This is a genomic window from Campylobacter concisus, assembly GCF_003048615.2.
Lineage (GTDB): Bacteria > Campylobacterota > Campylobacteria > Campylobacterales > Campylobacteraceae > Campylobacter_A > Campylobacter_A concisus_C.
Genome location: NZ_CP049263.1, coordinates 653,226 through 669,758 on the forward strand (window position 1 = coordinate 653,226; position 16,533 = coordinate 669,758).

Below are 16,533 nucleotides of genomic sequence, written 5' to 3' on the forward strand. Positions count from 1 at the left end.
TTTTCCCACCTTTTTATTTTTAAATTTCAAATTTTATCTTTTAGTTATTATCCCAAAACAAACATTTTTAACGACCATTTCTATAAATTTAAATCATAAAATCATACGGCTTAGCACTACAAATTGTTCTAAATAATTAATAAAATCTATAATGTAAATTTAAAAATATAAAATATAATCTTTGTTTTTAAGGAGATATTTTGGGACTTTTTCGGATCATTATCGGGGCATTTATCTTTAGTGTTCTTACAAATTTATACTCATACAAACGTTTTATCAAAAAGGTATCGTTTTTTACACCGCATCTTAAAAAAATTCGTATATTTTTCTATATTATTAGTGTGCTTGAGTTTGTATTTGTTCTTCAGCTAAGATTTTCTTTTTTAAATATAGAGCTCTATCTGATAGCAGGAACGCTCATTGGTTTTTCACTATTTTTATTTGGCATTAGTTTGTTTTATGATGTTGTTAGATCCATTTGCTCAAAAGCTCATTTTAATCCCACAAGACGAAAATTTATTAAATTTTGCTTTGATGTGACATTTGTTGTTTTTATAGTTGCTTGCTTTTTGAAAGGAATTTTTAATGCACTTACTCCGCCAAAAATTAGACAAATTAGTATAAAAATAAAAAATTTACAAAATGATCTAAAAATAGCCATGATAACTGATGTGCACATTGGCGAGTTTTTGCAAAAGGATTTTGTGGCTGAGCTTGTGAAAGAGATAAATTTAGCTAGACCAGATCTGGTGGTGATAGTTGGCGACTTGGTTGATATGAGAGCTGAGCTTATAGGCGATTTTTTAGATCCATTAAAAAACCTTAAAAGCACCTATGGCACTTTTTATGTCCCTGGCAATCACGAATACTACCACGGAGTTGATGGGATACTAGAAAAAATTCGCACTCTTGGCATTAGGATACTTGGCAATAAAAATGAAAAAATAGCTGGTATAAATTTGGCAGGGGTTTATGATCTAGCTGGCATAAGGTTTAAAAATTTAGAGCCAAATTTAGACGAAGCACTAGCTGGACGCGACCCAAATTTGCCGACCATCCTACTATCTCATCAGCCAAAATTTATAAAAACTATGCAAAAAGATGTTGATCTAGTTCTTTGCGGACACACGCATGCTGGGCAAATTTTTCCTTTTAGTATCCTTGTTTTGCTGGATCAAGGTTTTTTACATGGGCTTTATAAGATTAATGATAAAATGCAAGCTTATGTTAGTAGCGGTGCAGGGTTTTGGGGGCCGCCGGTTAGGATATTTGCTCCAAGTGAGATCGCTATTTTAAATTTAAGCAAGGACTAAAATGAACAAGGACAATCTCTTTTCTCAAATTTTTGGCAAGGTTGCTAAATTAAACTTTTTCAAGCCGCTTCAAGAGCTTATCAACTCCTTTTATGTAAAGCTATTTAAGATCGATATGAGCGAGTTTAAGCCAGCAAGTGAGTATAAAAATTTAAACGAACTTTTCACCAGGGAGCTTTTGAAGCCAAGAGAATTTGACGCAGCAGATGAGATATTTATAAGTCCTGTTGATGGTACCTGCCTTAGTTTTGGCACCACAAAAGAGCTAGAAGCTTTTAGCATAAAAGGCATGAGCTACGGGCTAAAGGAGCTTTTAGGGCAGGGCGAGCTTGAGGGCGAGTTTGACTTTGCCAACATCTATCTTAGCCCAAAAGACTATCATCACTATCATGCGCCTTGTGATATTACGATAAAAAAAGCGGTCTATATCCCTGGCAAGCTTTACAGTGTGGCAGTAAAATGGCTTAGCAAGGTTGATAGTCTTTATACCAAAAACGAGCGTGTGGCGCTACTTTGTGAGATGAAAAATGGCAAAAAACTTTGGCTAGTCTTCGTGGGTGCGCTAAATGTTGGTAAGATGAAATTTTGCTTTGATGAGCGTATCCAGACAAATGCGATGGCAAATTTTACACAAATTTATGAGTATGAAAATTTACACATCAAAAAGGGCGAGCGTCTTGGAAATTTCGAGCTTGGCTCAACTATCGTCATACTTAGCGAAAAAGATGCGATCGAGTACAATCTCTTTGAAAACAAAGAGCTAAAATTTGCTGAAGCGATCGGCAGGATAAAAGAGTAATTATAAGAATTTTACAAGGTAAAAACCTTGTAAAATTTAGACATTAAACCTAAAGTGCATCACGTCGCCATCTTGCACGATGTAGTCTTTACCTTCAAGTCTCATCTTACCAGCCTCTTTGGCTCCGTTTTCGCCGCCATGTGCGATGTAGTCATCATAGCTTATCACTTCAGCTCTGATAAAGCCTCTCTCAAAGTCATTGTGTATGACGCTTGCTGCTTTTGGCGCTTTCCAGCCATTTGTGATCGTCCAAGCCCTTACTTCTACGACGCCAGCGGTGAAATAGCTTATCAAATTTAGCTTAGCAAAAGACGTTTTGATGATCTTCTCAAGTCCGCTCTCGCTCGTGCCAAGAGATGCCAAAAACTCGTGAGCCTCCTCATCGCTTAGACCTATTAGCTCCTCTTCAACCTTGGCGCAAAGCTTGATCACCTCGTGATCTGAGGCTTTAGCATACTCTTTTAACGCTTTTACAAATTTATTATCTTCGCTAAGTCCCTCTTCATCGACATTTGCGCCATAAACTACCTCTTTAGCACTTAGAAGCCTTAGCTCTTTGTTGAGTGCTAAAAACGCCTCACTATCTCTTTGCTCAAAGCTGCTTGCGCTTTTGCCATCATTTAGATGAGCTAAAAGCAAATTTGCTATCTCAAGCGCCTCTTTAGTGCCTTTTGCATTTGCTTTTGCCTCTCTTGTGAGCTTTTCTATCTTTTTATTTAGCTGCTCGATGTCAGCTAGTATCAGCTCGGTTTGGATGATCTCGATGTCTCTTACTGGATCGACGCTACCCTCGACGTGAGTGATGTTTTCGTCTTCAAAGCAGCGAACGATGTGTAAAATAAGCTCGGTTTCTCTGATGTTTGATAGAAATTTATTGCCAAGCCCCTCGCCAGAGCTAGCCCCTTTTACAAGACCTGCGATATCGACAAATTCGATGGTTGAGTATTGAATTTTATTAGGACTTACTATCTTTGCAAGCTCGTTTAGGCGTTTATCAGGCACTGGCACGATGGCTTTGTTTGGCTCGATAGTGCAAAATGGATAGTTCGCGCTCTCAGCATTTTGTGCCTTTGTAAGTGCGTTAAATGTTGTTGATTTGCCCACATTTGGTAGGCCTACTATTCCAACTGAAAGTCCCATCAATTCTCCTTGCTAAGTGCTTGTAAAAAGTATAAATTCATCCTCACACCAGCCCCGCTCGCACCTGCTTGGTTGTATCCCCAAGCCTTTTCGCGGTATGCTGGACCTGCGATATCAAGGTGTAGCCACTTGTCTTTATACTCATCTCTGATAAATTTGGCCAAAAACATGCCAGCTGTGATCGCGCCGCCATATCTGCTTGAGGCGCAGTTGCTAACGTCTGCGATCTGGCTTTTGATGAGCTCGCTAAGATAAGGGTTAAAATCAAGCGTTGTCGCTAGCTCGCCGCTATCTTTTATCTTGCTTTTAAACTCGCTTTTTAGGCTCTCGCTGTTGCCCATGATACCTGTTGTGTATTCGCCAAGTCCCACCACGCAAGCGCCAGTTAAGGTTGCCATGTCGATTAGGATGTCTGGCTTAAAGTCTTGTGCGTAGCTTAGGCAGTCAGCCAGCACCAAACGCCCCTCTGCATCGGTGTTTCTCACCTCTATGCTAACGCCGCTTCTTGAAATAAGCACGTCATCAGGCTTGTAGGCATTTCCACCGATCATATTTTCAGTGGCACCCAAAATGGCGTGAATTTCAAATGGTAAATTTAGCTCCGCTGCACCTTTTATGATGCCAAGAGCTGCTGCTGCGCCGCTTTTGTCTGATTTCATAGTAAGCATATAATCAGCCGGCTTTAAGCTAAGGCCGCCACTATCGTATGTTAGCCCTTTGCCAACAAAGATGATGCGTTTTTTAGATTTTTTAGGCTTGTAGGTTAGGTGGATGAGCCTTGGTTTATGCACGCTTGCGCGATTTACCGCCAAAAATGCATTCATATTCTCTTTAGCTAGAAATTTCTCGTCATAGACCTCGCACTTGATACTTGCGTGGCTTTTGGCTAAATTTTGCGCGTCCTCGGCCATCTTTTGTGGTGTGTAAATTTCTGGGATTTCATTTACGATATCTTTTGTGAAATTTGTAGCACTTGCTATTATCTCTGCCTCTTTAAAGCCCTCATTTGCAGCTTTTAGATCGACCTTTTTGCCAGCAAATTCTTCAGTAGAAAAGATGATCTCCTTAAGGGTGTATTTCTCTTTTTTTTCTTTATACTTGTTAAATTCATAGCTTCCAAGCAAAAAGCCCTCAGCTAGCGCTTCAAAGCCTAGTTTCTGGCACTGCGCTACGTAAGAAGCTAGCTTTATACTCTTAATATTTAGCGATTTTAGCGCATTATAAGCTTTAGCGGCTGCAACTCTGAGCTCGTCAAGATCAAGCTTAGAAAGTGGCACGTAAGCCCTTTTTGACTCGCTTAGGATAAGGACGCTCTCGCCTTTGTAATTGTTAAATTTAATAGCCTCTTTATCGCTTATAAATTTATGTTTTAAGTCCTTATCAACTACGAAAATTAGTTCAATATCAGCTTTTATATCTTTTAATTTTTTATCAACTATTTGAAACTGCATGTCTTCTGTCTCTCCTTTCGTTTAAAATTTTATTTTCGATGCGCTTAAATGCATAGATCAAAAGCCCCATAAATATAGCAACGACTGGGATAGCGACGTACCAGTGCTCTTTTGCTTCTTGCAAAAGCACAAGTATATGCTCGCCAAGTATCCAAGCAGGTATGGTAGTGATCGCCGCCCAGCACCAAGCGCTAATTAAATTTATAAAGGCGTATTTTTTAGCGTCATAGCCGGTAAGTCCTATGCAAAGCGGTATGATTACACGAAAGCCATACATATAGCGTTGCAAAAAGATGATCGGCCAGCCGTATTTTTTCAGCATTATGTGCGCCACTGCAAATTTTCTCCGCTGCGTGTGAAGCCTTTTTGCGATGTATTTTTTATTGTAACGGCCAAGGTAGAAGTAAATTTGATCTCCCACAAAGCCTCCAAGTCCAGCCACAAAGATAGCAAGTGCGATGTGCATGTGCGTGGTGTGAGCGAGAATTCCAGCCATTATTAAGGCCATCTCGCCCTCCATGATACACCAGACAAAAAGTATGATGTAGCCGTACTCTTTAAGCAGTTCTATAAAAAACTCTTCCATTCTAAACCTCTAAAACGCTGTAAATTTTAGTAAGCGACTTTAGCTTTTCGCTACCTTTTAGATCGACTAGATCTATGAGAAAGCACGCTTCTACGCAGGTTGCGTTAGTTTGATTGATAAGCTCAACTGAAGCCTTTGCAGTGCCTCCAGTAGCTATGAGATCGTCCATCAAAAGCACTCTAGCGCCCGCTTTTTCTCCAAAGGCATCGATGTGAATTTGCACTTCATCGACGCCATACTCTAGGCTATATTTTTGAGAAAGCGTGATAAAAGGCAGTTTTTTTGGCTTGCGAATAGGCACAAAAGGCAGCCTTAGCCTTGCTGCAAGCGCCGCGCCAAAGATGAAGCCACGAGACTCGATGCCAGCTATGTAGTCAATCTTTGCGTCCTCATATCTAGCCACCAAATGATCTATCAAAAAGTTAAATGCCTCTTTGTTATTTAGTAGCGTCGTGATGTCGCGAAAGACTATGCCAGGCTTTGGAAAGTCATTTATGCAGCGAATAGAGTTTAGTAAAAATTCTTTGCCTTTTTGATCTAAAATTTTCATAAATTTCCTTAAATTTGAGGTTATAGTAGCGCTTCGATCTTGCCTTCAAGCTCACGAATGCGTTGTCTTAGCTTGTCGTTTTCTAAGCGGTACTGGGAGTTTCTTGTGCGAAGTGAGGTTACGTCGTTTTTAGTTTTGTTTAGCTCGTCTGTCAAGATGTCGATGTTGCCTAGACTTCGTTGGAGTTGGATCTGAAATTTTCTTATGACGACCTCGGTATCTTGGAGATTATTTTTCATAAAATCTTTTGTCGCACGCTCTTTTTTTAGAAGCGTTTTGAAGTAAAAAACCATGACTGTTAGGTAGATCGCAGCACAAACAAGAGCGGTAAAAACGATCCACTCGCCTATCATTTGCCTGCCTCAAGCTCTATTTTTTTGACTCTTCTTTCGTGTCTGCCGCCTGCAAACTCAGTCTTTAAAAATGCTTCAACCGCCGAGATAGCTACACCTGCGCCAATAACCCTTGCGCCAAAAGCGATCACGTTTGCGTCGTTGTGCTCTCTTGCAAGTCTAGCGGTAAATTCGTCGTGGCAAAGGGCACATCTTACGTTTTCGTGCCTGTTTGCAGCTATTGATATGCCTATGCCTGTGCCACAAACTAGCACGCCGTAGCAGTTAGGCTCAAGCTTGCTCGCTAGCAAATGCGCATAATCAGGGTAATCAACGCTATTTTTATCGTTTGTGCCAAGATCAACTACTTCGTATCCAAGCCCTTTAATAGCCTCTTTAAGCTCGTTTTTTAGCTCAAAACCAGCGTGATCGCTAGCTAAGAAAACTTTGTCTATCTTCATGAAAAGTCCGTTAAATTTTTTGTTGATTATAGTCAAAGTTGCATTAAAATAAAATTTTACTCTCAGCCAAAATGAAGCTATAATTTACCAAAAATTTAAAGGAGAAAATGTGAAAAAAGTGCTCTTTTTAGTGGCTTCTACGCTAGCCTTTGCAAATGAAAATCTAATAGAGATCTACACAGATCAAACCATCATCACTCAAAAATTTAGCGACGCAAATAGCTCTTTTAGCGCCTTTGTGCCAGAGGGCGTGCAGAGTGAGAACATCACTATAAACGGGGATTGTGACGCGAATGCTTATCTAAAAAAGATCAGCGAAGAAAATAGCCCAAGTTACATAAAATGGAAGCAAGAAGTTGCAAATTTAAATAACAAGCTTGAGGCGCTAAATGCTAGAGGTAGGTTTATAGAGCAAGCTTTGGTAGGAGAAAATAAAAGTAACGATGTGACAAAAAGAGCTGATGAGTTTTATAAATTTAGCCTAGAAAATATCGAGAAAATTTCAGCTGCTAAAAGTGAGCTTGAAGCGCTTAAAGAAAATGAGCCAAAGAGCGAGATGGCTGGATTTTTGCAGCTTGATATGAAATTTGCTTGCGACCCAAAAGAGGCGACGCTTTCATATATGGATGATGAGGCCCCAAAGACGCTAAATGAAATTTATGCAGACACAAAAAACAAAAATATCTTGATAAAACAAGAAATTTTACTAACCAACCCATTTGCCAGCGATGTTAAAAATTTAAAGCTCGCCATCTATCCGACCAGATATCAAAAGGCGCTTGCTCCAAGCAAGTTTTACCCTTGGTACGAGGAGAGCGAGGCGGAGGCTGATGATGGTTACGGCGCTTCGAAAAATATGCTAAGAGCCGCGAAAGTCGCCGCTGAGGTCGCTGATATGCGTGTGCAAAGAGATGAGAATGAGTTTGCCAAAATTTGGAAGATAGATGGGATAAATTTAGCAAAAGGCGAGAGCAAATATATAACTTACGACACGCAAAAAATGGATGCAAATTTTAGCGTTTTTGCTGATTTTTACGGCTCGCTAAAGGCATATAACGTAGCTAGCTTTAAGCTAAATGATGATCTAACTCCAGCTAAAACGCAGTTTTATGTTAATGGTGTGAGTGTTGGCAGTCCAAGCGAATTTGAGATGAAAGCTAAAGATGAGCCCGTGCAGTTATTTTTAGGACAAAATGAGCTAATCGAGCTTAAAAAAGAGCGCTTAAATAAATTTAAAAAGAGCTCGTTTCTTGGCAAAGAGCGCATAAGCGAAGAGGGCTATGAGATAAGTGTCAAAAATAACTCAAGTAAAAGTGTCGATGTCACCTTGGTCGATCGCGTGCCAGTATCTGCCGACGAGGCAGTAAAGGTCGAGATAAAGGGCTTTGATAAAAAAGATATCGGCAAAGATGGCAAGGTGGAGCTTAAATTTAGCCTTGCGCCAAAAGAGGAATTTAAAAAAGAGTACTCTTATAAGATCACAAAGCCAAAAATTTAGAGCAAATTTGCTCTAAATTTAGCCATTTATAAAGGCGCTTGCGATATCTAAAACGTATCTTGTCGGATAAAAGATAGTATCTTTTAAAGGCGAGACGAGGATGATGATAAGGATGACAAAGCCATATCGCGAGATGCCCTCAAGCTTCTCTGCCAGTGCGTGAAAACCAAAATTTCTAAGCGCGTACTGGGTCGCGTGAAAGCCATCGAGTGGCGGTATCGGATAGAGGTTAAAGATAGCTAACATCAAATTTAAAAGCGCAAGCGTAAATAAAAACTGAAGTAAAATTTCAAAGGTTTCTATATTTAATAAAGCCTTTAGCACAAAAAGTGACAAGATGCCTAAGATGACGTTGTAGCAAATGCCAGCTAGACTTACGTAGATAGCTGCCTTATAGCCGCCATTTCGCACGACTGTGTAGGTATTTACAGGCACTGGTTTTGCCCAGCCAAACATCATACCAGTGCTTAGATAAAGCACCAGTGGCACGATGATAGTGCCAACAAGATCGATGTGTTTTATGGGATTTATGCTAAGTCTGCCAAGATTTTTTGCTGTGTTGTCGCCAAATTTATAAGCGACATATCCGTGCGCGATCTCGTGACCGACTATGGCGATTACTAAAGAGATGACGATAGTGGCGACTTTTATGGGATCAAAATTAGTGAAGTCCATCAACTTCTCCCTCTTTTAGAGCTTGTTTTGTGAAAAACTCATCATTTTCTATCGTATCTACAAAGCGTCCGATACGCTCCCAGCGCACATTGTAGTTATTGTCCCAGCTAAAATATATAAACCAAGGCTGACCGACTATGTCCTTGTAAGCCACGCTTCCCCAAAAACGGCTATCGTTTGAGTGGTCGCGGTTGTCGCCTATCATAAAGTACTCATCTTTTGGCACTTTGACGTAAAAAGCGTTAAAGTTAAAATTTGGATTTTGCGGTAGTGAGCTAATTAGCGCTGGCTTCATAAAGACGTTTGATTTGTTTGTATTTAGCATGAAAACCATCTGCTCAAATAAATTTACATTTTCATCGTAGTGGATGCCGCTAAATCTATATGGCTCTTTTATGAAAAGTTTGCCATCAAGCTCGGCTATATCGCTACATGAGTAACCAAATTTACTCTCTTTGCCATTTAAATTTTCACGGCAGTTTGCCTTTATGAAGCTATCTCCCTCTTTTGGGCGTAGATAGAGGGCTTTTTCAGTAAAAACGATCTCGTCCTCGCTAGTTGCAAAGCAGCGCTTTACAAAGTGAGTTTTATCATCGTTTGGATAGCGAAATACGACTATATCGCCCCTTGCAGGACCATCGCCTGTGATGAGATGCCCATTGTCATTTAGCTCAGGTAAAATTTTTACCTCAAGCCATGGAATTCTTGGTGTTGGTATGCCATAAACATACTTTTTAGCAAATAAAAAATCCCCAACCAAAAGCGTGTTTTTCATCGAACCAGACGGGATCACAAAGGCCTGAGCTACAAAGAAAATGACAAGCAAAACGATGATAACCGTGCCTGTCCAGCTCGAGCAAAAGTCATAAAATTTAGTAAAAGCTCTCTTCATTATCTCACTCTTTAATTTTTAGCTATCTTTGCTTGTGCAGCAAGGATTGTGTTGTTTAAAAGCATGGCTATGGTCATCGGACCAACGCCGCCAGGAACAGGCGTGATATATGAGCATTTTGGTGCGACCTCGTCAAAATCCACATCGCCCACAAGCCTGCCATCATCAAGTCTGTTTATGCCCACATCAACGACTACTGCGCCATCTTTTACCATATCAGCCTTTAAGAAAAATGGCTTACCGATGGCAGCAACGATGAGGTCGGCATTTTTGCAAATTTCTTTTAAATTTTTAGTCTTGCTATGTGTCACAGTAACCGTTGCAGAGGCATTTAGGAGTAAATTTGCCATAGGTTTGCCAACGATGTTGCTTCTGCCGATCACCACCGCATTTAGCCCAGCTACATCTATGCCATACTCTTTTAAAATCTCCATCACGCCAAGGGGTGTGCAAGGCACGAAGCCGTCAAGCCCGCTAACAAGCTTGCCAACATTTACAGCGTGAAAGCCATCTACATCTTTTCGTGGATCGATCGCTGCTAGCACGACGTTTGTGTCGATGTGCTTTGGCAGTGGCAATTGAACCAAGATGCCATGGATGCTATCGTCTAAATTTAGCACGTTTATAAGCGCAAGTAGCTCGTTTTGGGTTGTATTTTCACTTAGACGGTGAGCCACGCTTTTTATGCCGTATTCGTTGCAGGCTTTCTCTTTGGCTCTAACGTATGTTTGAGATGCCTTATCTTCACCGACCAAGACGACGGCTAAGGTTGGCTCGACACCAAATTTCTTTAGCTCATCAGCTCTTACTTTTACGCTTTCTTTGACCTTTAAAGATACGGCTTTTCCGTCTAAAATTTTCATATTCGATCCTTACTTAAAAGCTTTTTTAATCACAAGGGTGGTATCATACCTAAAAATAAATTAAATTTTTAAAAGAGAGGTTTATGAGGTCTGTTTTTTTGATTTTGTTTTTTTGCGTGGCGATTTTTGGAGCTGATTTTATCACAAAGACCGAGTACGCCAAGATGCTCTACCTAAATCCGCGTGGCATAGGCTGTGATAAATGTCACGGCGCAAAGGGCGAGGGCAGCCTAATCTCTAAATACAAGCACTTTGACAAAAAGGCAAACAAAACGGTCGATGATGAGCTTAGAGCGCCAAAGATAAATGATATAGATTTTGAAAGCTTTAAAGCAGCTCTTACAAAGCCAAAAGGCGTCATGCCAAGCTACTTTTTGACAGACGAGGAGACAACCATCCTTTATGAATACATCACAAATCAGATGAAACCTCCTGCAAAAGCGGCAAAAGTAGCACCAAAAAATTTAGCTAAGCCAGCTGCACCTGTCGCTACGCAAAAACAGCCAGAACCTGCCAAAACAGCCCCAAGCGCAAAAGCAGTAGAGCCAGCCAAGAGCGCTCCTGCAAAACCAGCTGAGCCAGCAAAGCCAGCTAGCACGCAGGCACCAAAACCGCCAGTAAAACCAGCAACAAATCAAAAAGATAATCAAAAGACAAATTTAAAAACACAAAATCAAAAGGATAAAAAATGACAAATAAAGAGGCATTTAGTGAAGCTAAAAAATATATCCCAGGCGGCGTAAATTCACCTGTTCGTGCATTTGGTAGCGTTGGAGGCGAGCCTGTGATGATAGATCATGCAAAGGGCGCTTATCTATACGACGTCGAGGGCAAAAAATACCTTGACTTCATCCAAAGCTGGGGTCCGCTCATCTTTGGTCACTGCGAAAAAGATATCGAAGAAGCGATCATCTCTGCTGTAAAACAAGGCGTTTCTTACGGCGCTCCCTCTCCAAAAGAGACCGCTCTAGCAAAGCTAATATGTGATGAGTTTAAACAAATAGATAAAATTCGCTTCGTTAGCTCTGGCACAGAGGCTACTATGAGCGCTATCAGAGTGGCTAGAGGATATGCCAAAAAAGACGGACTTATCAAATTTGAGGGCTGCTACCACGGACACAGCGACGCACTTCTTATCAAGGCAGGAAGTGGTGCTACTACATACGGCAACGCTTCAAGCGGCGGTGTGCCACAGGATGTTGTGAAAAATACATTTTTAGCTATCTACAATGATATAGAGAGTGTAAAAGCCATTTTTGAGAACAATAAAGACAAAATAGGCGTCGTCATAATCGAGCCAATCGCAGGAAATATGGGGCTTGTGCCAGCTGATAAGAAATTTTTACGTGAGCTTAGAGAGCTTTGCGATAAATTTGGCGCCGTACTTATACTTGATGAGGTTATGAGCGGTTTCAGGGCTTCTCGCCTTGGCTCATATCCATTTCACGAAGTAGATGCCGATCTTGTCACATTTGGCAAGGTCATAGGCGGAGGCATGAACGTCGCTGCATTTGGTGGCAAGGCCAAGATAATGGACTGCTTAAGCCCAGATGGTGCTGTCTATCAAGCAGGCACGCTAAGTGGCAACCCAGTGGCGATGAGCGCTGGCATAGCGGCAATTTCAAAGATAAATAGCGACGTAAATTTATACGCTAGACTTGAAAAACTAGCGAAAAGACTAATGGAGGGCTTCAAAGAGGCAGCAAAAAGCGCTGGCATCACTATCCAAACTGAGGTTCGCGGCTCTATGTTTGGCTACTTTTTTACTGATCATGCTGTAAAAAACTACGATGATGCGCTAAAGAGCGACACAAAACTCTTTGCTAAATTTCACCAAGCGATGCTTAGACGCGGAATTTATCTTGCACCTAGCCAGTTTGAGACTGGATTTATCTGCGATGCGATGAGTGAAGCGGATATCGATCTAGCGGTAAATGCAGCTAAAGAAGCATTTTTGGAGATAAAAGCTTAATGGCAAAATTTAAGATAAAAGATATCGTAGCAGGGGCTGAGCAGCTAAGCCTTGGCATTTCAATCGTAGTTGCGATCTTGCTTGGCACTGGGCTAGGCTATCTTGTAAAAAAGGCTACAAATTTCACGCCAGCACTTTGGATAGGCTTTGCTATTGGCATCGCAGCTGCTATTTTAAATGTCTATAAAGCCTATAAAGCGCAGGTTAAAAGCCTAGATGAGCTAAAGGACGAGACTAGATATAAAGGCTACACAAAAGACGATGATGACGAGGACGATTAGCAGGCTTTTTATTTGCTACTTTGCGCTTTGGCTAGCCCTTAGCGTGGTTGGCAAATTTATATCAAATCAATTTTTTATAAGCTCGCAAATTTCATTTTTTGCCTCGCTTATCATCCTAACGGCTAGCTTTTTTGCCTATAAAAATCGCATAAACTCAAGGCTAGAAAATGCAAGAGAGGAAATTTTAGCCAAGATAGAAGAGGACGAAGAAGATGAAGAAATTTTGCCCCAGAATGAGCCAAAAGAATTTAGCCTAAAAGATGAAAAAGCAAGGCTAAAAAAGCAGAAATTTTCATTTAAAGATAGGAGTTTTGTAGCGGCTTTTATGCCATATCGCTTGGTTGCGTATGCGATGCTTTTTTTTGGATTTATATTTTTAAAAAATGAAAATTTACTAAACGTGCCTGGCTTTTTAGTGGGGCTTGCTCCGATGCCAATTGGAGCTTTTATCTTTGGGATAATGCAAAATAATTTGAGAAAGGACGCAGATGGCAAGTAGCTTTAGGATCATTCGCTCGATGGGGCCGCTATTTTTAGGCATGAGCCTACTTTTTATAGGCAATGGCCTAGTCATCGCATCTTGTAGCGCGCTTCTTAAGCAAAATGGCGTAGGCGAGCTTGCGATTGGAGTAATTAACACTGGATTTTTCATAGGAGCGTTAATTAGCACGATCACAGCGCACAGGGTCATCTCAACCACTGGCCACATCAGAGCTTTTGCTATCTTTTCAGCTATATTTGCAGTCTCAGCCATGCTTCACGCCATAAGCCAAAATTTGATCTTTTGGGCGATACTGCGAGCCTTTTTGGGATACTGCTACTACGCACTTTTGATGGTTATAGAGAGCTGGCTAAATGCTAAAATTCCAAACAAGATAAGATCGCGCGTCATCGCCTTTTACGAGTGCGTTTTCTACACGAGCTTTGGACTTGGAATTTTGATCTTAGCGCTTGATCTTAGCGCATTTGAAATTTTCATCATCAGTGCAGCTTTTATCATGCTCTCAAGCATACCTTTAAATTTAATCCGCATCAACCAGCCTCAAATCCCGCAGCGCCAACCCATAAACATCCCTAAAATTTTTGGCATCGTCCCGCTAGCCCTTGTGGGAGCGCTTGTTGCGGGGTTAGCGATAAATGGCTTTTTTTCTATGGCAAGCCTCTTTGTCTTGCTTCAAGGATATAGTGCAAAAGAGGCGTCATTTTTCATGACTATAGCGATGGCTGGAGGCTTTTTGGCTCAAACATTTATCGGAGGCTTTTCAGATAGATATGGCAGACGCCCAGCGCTCTTGCTTTGCAGCGCTGTGGCATTAGTTAGCGCAGCACTCTTTTTGCTAAATGGCTCAAATTTGATCATTCAATACATACTTTCATTTTTCTTTGGCGGCGGAATTTTTTGCACATACGGACTTTCGCTTGCTAGGGCAAATGATGAGATCACAGACAAGACAAAGAGCGTCCAAGTGGCACGCGCGCTACTTTTTAGCTACTCTTTTGCCTCGCTTTTCTCGCCGCTTCTTATGAGCTATGCGATGAAAATTTTTGGCGCATTTGGCTTTATCTATGTCTATTTGGTGCTTTATGTTGGGCTTATTTTGTTTGCACTAACGCAAAAGACCATACCACAGCACATGAGGAAAGAGTACAACGACAGGCTCGTTGCAAGGACGGCTGGCATCGCGACTATTCAGCAAAATGGCAATTTTGCCGATAGAGAAAATAAAAAGTAGAAAATGGACGTAGTAAATTCTCTAAACATATCAAACACCTCGGTTCAAACTGGGCAAAACGCCGCTCAAAACGCGCCTGTCCGTAAAAACGAGGGTTCGCTTTTTAAAAATCAGCCAGCTCAGCCAGCTGGGACGCCAAGCGAGCAAACCGTCTCAAATGCCCTTGATAACGTTGGCAAGCTAGTTGCAAGGGTACTTGATGATCTAAAAAGTGCTTCAAGTCTTAGCAGGGCTGAGCAAATTTTATCTCAGGCAAAAGACACCAAGATCGCTCCAAATTTAGCTAGCGAGCTCTCTGACCTTGCCAAAAGCTTAGAGGCTGAAGCTGCGCAAAACGAAAGCCCTGAGATAAAGAGCCTTGCTCTAAAACTAAAAGAATTTCTAAAACCAATAGCTGATCTTAAAGCTGGCTCACTAAATGATCAGATCAAAAACTCTGGCGTCATGCTTGAAGCAAATTTAAAAGATGCACTTACTCCAGAGAAGCTGCCAAGCTCGATACAAAAGCTACTAAGCGATATAAAAAATCTCTCAAATCAAAATTTACTTAGTCAAATTTTAACCCTAAATGATGAGAGCTTGGATAATCAAAACTCATTTATGAAGCTTACTTCTATGCTTGAAAAAGCGAGCAGTGACGCTAAAAATGTCCTTGATAACTCAAGCATAAAAACACTTTTAAAAGATGTGGATAAGCTTGATAATGTGGCTAAATTTCTTGATAAAAACTTCTCAAAAGAGCAAAGCGGCGATATGATAAAAAACCAGATCGGCAAGATGGATAAATTTATCTCAAATTTAAGCGAGAAGGTAGCAAATTTAGCTAGCGAAAAGCTAAATCAAAGCACGGCTTTTAGCTCAAACCACAAGGAACTAAAAGCTATCCTTGACAGCCTAAAAAACGATCTAAAAATGCTAAATAACATAGGCGATGAAGCTGGGCTTGTAAAGGCGTTTAATGGGGTTAGTGACGTCTCAAAAGAGGGCAGCTTGCAAGATAAGCTCCAAAGTGCTGCAAGACGCCTAGCTCACAGCCTTAGCCTAGCAGACCCAGAAGCAAGCACAGCCAAAAGCGAGCTATCCGAGAGCAAGGCACTTTTAAAGCAGCTAAAACTAGCCACAAGCGACATAAATAACATCACGACAAAGAGCCAGAGTGAAATTTCAAAGGTGCTAAATCAAGATGTAAAAAGCACGCTTTTAAACATAAGCGAAAAGAGCCAAAACGCCCAGACCGTAAATGCTGCAAATAAGATGATCTCGCAAATAGAGATGCACCAGATGGTCTCAAGCTTGCAAGGAGGCATACAAACCTATATGCCTTATATCTGGGACGGCGTTGAGGGCGGAAATGTCGCATTTAAGCAGGGTAAAAAGGATAAATTTTATGCCCAGATCGATCTAAATTTTAAAAAATTTGGGCAGATAAATGTGATGGTTGGACTTGTTGATAAACGCTATATCGATCTATCGGTGGCAACGCAGACAAATGATTTTAAAGAGCTCATAATATCTAGCTCAAGCGAGCTAAAGCAAGCGATCTCAAAGCTTGGACTAATCGTTTCAAATTTTAACATCAAAACCTTGCCAAAGGTGAAGCTAAACGATAGATTTAAAAATTTTGGCGGCCTTGATGTGGGCTTTGATAAGAAAATTTGATGCAAGTAAATAAGAAAAAAGCCGTCGCTCTTGGCTACAACAGATCGCAAGATAACGCTCCAAAGGTGCTTGCAAGCGGTGCTGGCGAGATAGCAAATAAGATAATAAGCCTTGCAAAAGAGCATGACATACCGATCAAAGAGGATCCTGATCTCATTGAAATTTTAAGCAAGGTCGAGGTCGATCAAGAGATACCGCCAAATTTATATAAGGCGGTAGCTGAGATATTTAGCTTTTTATATAAGATCACAAATAAGAAATCATAAAAATACATTAAGCATTCATAAAAAAACACCATGCATTTGCTAATTATTATTGATATTTAGCA

General features: G+C 40.8%; 18 protein-coding genes and 1 pseudogene. 10 read left to right on the forward strand and 9 right to left on the reverse strand.

All coding sequences use genetic code 11. The annotated features are described in order from the left end of the window. The first annotated feature begins 200 nt into the window (after nucleotides 1–200). Complete coding sequence (locus CVS89_RS03365) at nucleotides 201–1,313, forward strand: metallophosphoesterase (protein WP_107848193.1); 1,113 nt, start codon at nucleotides 201–203, stop codon at nucleotides 1,311–1,313. Nucleotide 1,314: 1 nt separating this feature from the next. Continuing rightward, nucleotides 1,315–2,112 carry a phosphatidylserine decarboxylase gene (locus CVS89_RS03370; protein ID WP_107848194.1) on the forward strand — a complete coding sequence of 266 codons (798 nt, stop codon included), beginning with the start codon at nucleotides 1,315–1,317 and terminating at the stop codon, nucleotides 2,110–2,112. A 36-nt stretch (nucleotides 2,113–2,148) separates the two neighbouring features. Here the strand turns inward: CVS89_RS03370 and ychF are convergent, their stop codons facing one another. From ychF to rpiB, 6 genes are read right to left on the reverse strand one after another with little or no spacing between them, the layout of a single operon-like run. Further along, nucleotides 2,149–3,252: a redox-regulated ATPase YchF gene (ychF, locus tag CVS89_RS03375; protein ID WP_107848195.1), complete on the reverse strand. Its 1,104-nt coding sequence runs from the start codon at nucleotides 3,250–3,252 to the stop codon at nucleotides 2,149–2,151. Then, entirely contained in the window at nucleotides 3,252–4,703 is a 1,452-nt protein-coding gene (locus tag CVS89_RS03380; protein WP_107848196.1) for a leucyl aminopeptidase, read from the reverse strand. The genes ychF and CVS89_RS03380 overlap by 1 nt, the downstream gene beginning before the upstream one ends. Further along, on the reverse strand, nucleotides 4,684–5,289 hold the full coding sequence (locus CVS89_RS03385) for a DedA family protein (protein ID WP_054196332.1): 606 nt from the start codon (nucleotides 5,287–5,289) through the stop codon (nucleotides 4,684–4,686). Before CVS89_RS03385 ends, CVS89_RS03380 begins: the two co-directional genes overlap by 20 nt. Before the next feature lies 1 nt (nucleotide 5,290). Then, nucleotides 5,291–5,839 carry an adenine phosphoribosyltransferase gene (gene apt, locus CVS89_RS03390; protein WP_087581040.1) on the reverse strand — a complete coding sequence of 183 codons (549 nt, stop codon included), beginning with the start codon at nucleotides 5,837–5,839 and terminating at the stop codon, nucleotides 5,291–5,293. A gap of 20 nt (nucleotides 5,840–5,859) precedes the next feature. Beyond that, complete coding sequence (locus CVS89_RS03395; protein ID WP_002939538.1) at nucleotides 5,860–6,192, reverse strand: hypothetical protein; 333 nt, start codon at nucleotides 6,190–6,192, stop codon at nucleotides 5,860–5,862. Continuing rightward, entirely contained in the window at nucleotides 6,189–6,632 is a 444-nt protein-coding gene (gene rpiB, locus CVS89_RS03400) for a ribose 5-phosphate isomerase B (protein ID WP_021086444.1), read from the reverse strand. Before rpiB ends, CVS89_RS03395 begins: the two co-directional genes overlap by 4 nt. 109 nt (nucleotides 6,633–6,741) lie before the next feature. Here rpiB and CVS89_RS03405 point away from each other — a divergent pair, with 109 nt between their 5' ends. After that, nucleotides 6,742–8,130, forward strand: a complete 1,389-nt coding sequence (locus CVS89_RS03405; RefSeq protein ID WP_107848197.1) for a DUF4139 domain-containing protein — start codon at nucleotides 6,742–6,744, stop codon at nucleotides 8,128–8,130. 18 nt (nucleotides 8,131–8,148) lie between these two features. On the opposite strand, the gene CVS89_RS03410 is transcribed toward CVS89_RS03405, so the two are convergent. Genes CVS89_RS03410 through folD form a run of 3 tightly spaced genes read right to left on the reverse strand, consistent with a single transcriptional unit; the run spans nucleotide 8,149 to nucleotide 10,560 of the window. After that, a complete protein-coding gene (locus CVS89_RS03410) occupies nucleotides 8,149–8,805 on the reverse strand; it encodes a site-2 protease family protein (RefSeq protein ID WP_107848198.1) in 657 nt (218 codons plus the stop codon). Continuing rightward, a complete protein-coding gene (gene lepB / locus CVS89_RS03415; RefSeq protein ID WP_103603636.1) occupies nucleotides 8,792–9,697 on the reverse strand; it encodes a signal peptidase I in 906 nt (301 codons plus the stop codon). Before lepB ends, CVS89_RS03410 begins: the two co-directional genes overlap by 14 nt. Nucleotides 9,698–9,708: 11 nt before the next feature. Further along, the gene (gene folD / locus CVS89_RS03420; protein WP_087582593.1) at nucleotides 9,709–10,560 is read right to left on the reverse strand and encodes a bifunctional methylenetetrahydrofolate dehydrogenase/methenyltetrahydrofolate cyclohydrolase FolD; all 852 of its coding nucleotides are present in this window, start codon (nucleotides 10,558–10,560) and stop codon (nucleotides 9,709–9,711) included. Nucleotides 10,561–10,643: 83 nt separating this feature from the next. On the opposite strand from folD, the pseudogene CVS89_RS03425 reads away from it, so the two are divergent. From CVS89_RS03425 to CVS89_RS03455, 7 genes and pseudogenes are all read left to right on the forward strand, one after another. Then, nucleotides 10,644–10,979: pseudogene (locus tag CVS89_RS03425) on the forward strand (c-type cytochrome); the annotation flags it as partial. A gap of 269 nt (nucleotides 10,980–11,248) precedes the next feature. Continuing rightward, nucleotides 11,249–12,532, forward strand: a complete 1,284-nt coding sequence (gene hemL, locus CVS89_RS03430; protein ID WP_107848200.1) for a glutamate-1-semialdehyde 2,1-aminomutase — start codon at nucleotides 11,249–11,251, stop codon at nucleotides 12,530–12,532. Further along, nucleotides 12,532–12,813 carry an AtpZ/AtpI family protein gene (locus tag CVS89_RS03435; RefSeq protein ID WP_107848201.1) on the forward strand — a complete coding sequence of 94 codons (282 nt, stop codon included), beginning with the start codon at nucleotides 12,532–12,534 and terminating at the stop codon, nucleotides 12,811–12,813. The genes hemL and CVS89_RS03435 overlap by 1 nt, the downstream gene beginning before the upstream one ends. Further along, complete coding sequence (locus CVS89_RS03440; protein WP_233091266.1) at nucleotides 12,797–13,312, forward strand: hypothetical protein; 516 nt, start codon at nucleotides 12,797–12,799, stop codon at nucleotides 13,310–13,312. The genes CVS89_RS03435 and CVS89_RS03440 overlap by 17 nt, the downstream gene beginning before the upstream one ends. After that, nucleotides 13,302–14,546: an MFS transporter gene (locus tag CVS89_RS03445; RefSeq protein WP_107848203.1), complete on the forward strand. Its 1,245-nt coding sequence runs from the start codon at nucleotides 13,302–13,304 to the stop codon at nucleotides 14,544–14,546. The genes CVS89_RS03440 and CVS89_RS03445 overlap by 11 nt, the downstream gene beginning before the upstream one ends. 3 nt (nucleotides 14,547–14,549) lie before the next feature. Beyond that, nucleotides 14,550–16,205, forward strand: coding sequence for a flagellar hook-length control protein FliK (locus CVS89_RS03450; RefSeq protein WP_107848204.1), 1,656 nt, complete (start codon nucleotides 14,550–14,552; stop codon nucleotides 16,203–16,205). Next, nucleotides 16,202–16,471, forward strand: coding sequence for a FlhB-like flagellar biosynthesis protein (locus CVS89_RS03455; protein ID WP_223154848.1), 270 nt, complete (start codon nucleotides 16,202–16,204; stop codon nucleotides 16,469–16,471). Before CVS89_RS03450 ends, CVS89_RS03455 begins: the two co-directional genes overlap by 4 nt. Nucleotides 16,472–16,533 lie beyond the last annotated feature (62 nt).